The organism is Streptomyces sp. NPDC002619 (assembly GCF_042889305.1).
GTDB lineage: Bacteria > Actinomycetota > Actinomycetes > Streptomycetales > Streptomycetaceae > Streptomyces.
In genome coordinates, this window is the sequence record NZ_JBIAQV010000130.1 from 1 (window position 1) to 3,018 (window position 3,018).

Annotated in this window: 3 protein-coding genes and 1 pseudogene; 3 read left to right on the forward strand and 1 reads right to left on the reverse strand. The window is 68.1% G+C overall.

Translation table 11 applies throughout. The features are described from left to right. The coding region (locus ACFYXB_RS45680) for a transposase (RefSeq protein WP_389591405.1) at positions 1–240 on the reverse strand (240 nt) is incomplete at its 3' end. A 264-nt stretch (positions 241–504) separates the two neighbouring features. Between ACFYXB_RS45680 and ACFYXB_RS45685 the strand changes: the two genes are divergently transcribed. The 3 genes and pseudogenes from ACFYXB_RS45685 (at position 505) to ACFYXB_RS45695 (ending at position 2,998) form a co-directional block, all read left to right on the forward strand. Continuing rightward, the gene (locus tag ACFYXB_RS45685; RefSeq protein ID WP_389591407.1) at positions 505–867 is read left to right on the forward strand and encodes a transposase; all 363 of its coding nucleotides are present in this window, start codon (positions 505–507) and stop codon (positions 865–867) included. 808 nt (positions 868–1,675) lie between these two features. Further along, positions 1,676–1,858, forward strand: a pseudogene (locus tag ACFYXB_RS45690) (transposase); the annotation flags it as partial. Between the two features lie 48 nt (positions 1,859–1,906). Beyond that, on the forward strand, positions 1,907–2,998 hold the full coding sequence (locus ACFYXB_RS45695; protein ID WP_389591409.1) for an IS4 family transposase: 1,092 nt from the start codon (positions 1,907–1,909) through the stop codon (positions 2,996–2,998). The last annotated feature ends 20 nt before the right edge of the window (positions 2,999–3,018 follow it).

Here is a 3,018-nt window from a genome sequence, read left to right on the forward strand (position 1 = left end):
GCTGACCTGGTTGGCGTGCAGGTACCGGGCGAGTTCGGCTCCGAAGGACCCTGTGCCCTCCATGCCTACGACCAGCAGTTGGCCGCGCGAGCGCAGCCACTCCAGCAGGCGCCGGTAGCCTGCAGGCGTGGTGGGGAACGCCTCGGTGGCCAGGTGCCGGCCGATGGTGTCGATGACGGCGGCTTGGTGGAAGTCGGTGTGGGTGTCGATCCCGCCGATCACCTCGATGGGCTGTGCCATGGTGGCCGGGTTGTTCCTTCCGCGCGCAGGGAGTGGGCTCGCGCGCACCGGCCCGGCGGACGGACACGACTGTGATGGGACCGCTTCGGTCAAGCTCCTATGAGGTCACGATCACCGAGCCGGTACGCGAAACGGCACCGCTCGGAAGGTCGACGATTCAGAGTGAGGACAGCCGAAGCGTCAATCGGGGATCGGGTCAGACCCCCGAGCGGTGCCTCCCTCATCCTCACAGTCGGGGATCTTGGTGTTTCCCGGTGCGACAGCATGATCAGCGGGCATGCGCGGGGCTGCGACCTGCAAATCCGCGTCCGCGCCGAGCGGCGGACGCCCGACCGGCAGGCCCGCAATGCGGTCCGCTCCGGAGTCGAGGGCACCGTCAACGAACTCACCCACGAACACGGCATGCGCCGCTGCCGCTACCGGGGACAACCGAAGGCCCACCTGCAGCACGCCTTCGCGGCCACCGCCGTGAACATCGAGCGCCTCAGCGGGCTACCGCCGACCGGTGAAGCAACCCCACCGCGGCCACCGGCCGCCTTCCAGGACTACCTGGACCAGCACGGGATCCCCCGGCTCAAGTCCTGGCGATCCGTCAGTAGTCGACGTCGACGTCGCCGAGATCCCTGACAGAGCCAAGCTTGGCCAGGATCCACCGTTTCTTGGTGTTCACGGATCATGGATTGAACGGACAGATGCCCTCTGACTTGGGATGATCTCGGTTGCTGAGGCCGAATCGTTCCGCGTCGAGAGGGCCTCTGACGAGTGCGAGCTTCTCATGATCTGGGCCGGGTGCCGGTGAGTTTCGACGACCCGAACCTCGTGCCGTGCGCCGGGTTGCTGGCCCCGGCTCTTCTTGCCCAGCGGACCGGCCTGGCCGAACTGGTCGAGAGCCGTGTCCACTTGCAGTCCCATGAAGCACACGGCGGAGGTCTTCAACGCCACCCGCGCCCCCTCCACCGTGGGTACTTGGCTGAGGTCGTACCGCCGGCACAACATCCGCCAGCGCGACGCTCCGCCGGGCCGGCTCTTCTTCCTTCAGGGCGTTTCACCGCGAACGCGGCCTGGCTCGCACTGGCAGCCCTGGCCCACAACCTCGGCCGCGCGGTCGGCATCCTCGCCGGCCACGACCTGACCGGGCCACCGCCGCCACCCTCCAGCGCACCCTGTTCACCGTCCCGGGCCGACTCGTGCACACCGCCAGACGGCTCCACCGGCGACTTCCCATCCGCTGGCCCTGGGCCGACGTGTTCAAACATGCCCTCACGGCCATTACCGCACTGCCACGACACGGCTGACTCCACTGCCACGGCCCCTACGACCCAGGACCCGGAGAGGCCGGCAGACCGGCAGGTCTCGCACGCCCTCCTTCCGCTCAACACAACGGCACCCGACGTCAATGGCCTCAACTGGCTTGATCACTAGGCCGACAGCCGTGATGGCACTGGTGGAGCGTCTGGTGCCGGACCGTTTGTGGGAGTTGTTCCAGCCAGTGGTACCAGCCGCTCCGATACGCCCCCGGGGCGGGGGCCGACGCCGGTATGAGGACAGGCAGGTGCTGGCCGCCATCGCATTCGTGGCTACGACGGGCTGTACGTGGCGTGAAGTGCCACCGGGCTTTAGCCCAAGGCCGTGAAGTTACGGGTGGGGTCGTGGCCGCAAGCAAGGGTTGATCTGGAAGGACGCCGGACGCGAGAAGCGGAGCCCCGGTAGAACTGGCTGGTCCGCCAAGACAAGCCGTTCACAAAGACCGGAGGCTCCGCTGTCCGGACAGTGTGTCATCACGCGTGAAATCGCGGTAGCCGAGGGTGTCTTCGCCCCGGGACATCTGGGCGAGTTAACCCAGGTCGTGCCCTTCGAGATGGTCGACGAGGTCCTCGCCGAGTGCGGGGCGGTTCAGCAGCGGCTGCGGAAACTGCCGGCCCGCGTGGTGGTCTACCTGCTGCTCGCGGCCACGCTGTTCGAGGAATGCGGCTACCCGGCCGTGTGGCGCAAACTGACCGGCGCCCTTGAGGCCCTGCCTCTGCCGCGGGTGACCGCGACCGCGCTGTGGCACGCTCGCACCCGGCTCGGCGTGCGCCCGATGCGGACCCTGTTCGACCTGCTGCGCGGCCCGGCGTCGGCGGTCCGCACCACCGGGGCCCGCTGGGCCGGACTGCTGGTCGTTGCCATCGACGGCACCTACCTGGACGTCGCCGACGATACGAACGTACGCGCTCGGCTGGGTAAGGGAGCCAACCAGTACACCGCCGCCTCCGGCTATCCGCAGGTCCTGCTGATCGCCCTGGTCGCCTGCGGCACCCGCGCCGTCATCGACGCGGTCTTCGGCCCGCGCAAACCCGGCGAGCCCGTCCTCGGGCGCCGCCTGCTGCGCTCGACGCACCAAGGCATGGTCGTGCTGCTGGACCGGGGTTTTGCCACCAACGCCTTCCTCGAAGCTGTGGCCGGCACCGGTGCCGACTTCCTGGCCCGGCTCTCCGCAGTGCGCAAGCCGCCCGTCCTGCACCGCCTGGACGACGGCTCCTTCCTGTCCCAGATCGGCACGGTTCACGTCCGCATCATCGAGTGCGAGATCACCATCGCCACCACCGCCGGATGCACCACGGGCGTCTACCGCCTGGCCACCACCCTGCTCGATCCCCACCGCTATCCAGCCTTCGAGCTGGTCAGGCTGTATCACGAGAGATGGGGTGCGACACGAAGTCGCACGAGATTGAGTGAATTACCTGACAGGAGGATCGACTTGATGTCGACGGCGTAGTTCCGGGCCAGTGCTCAAGG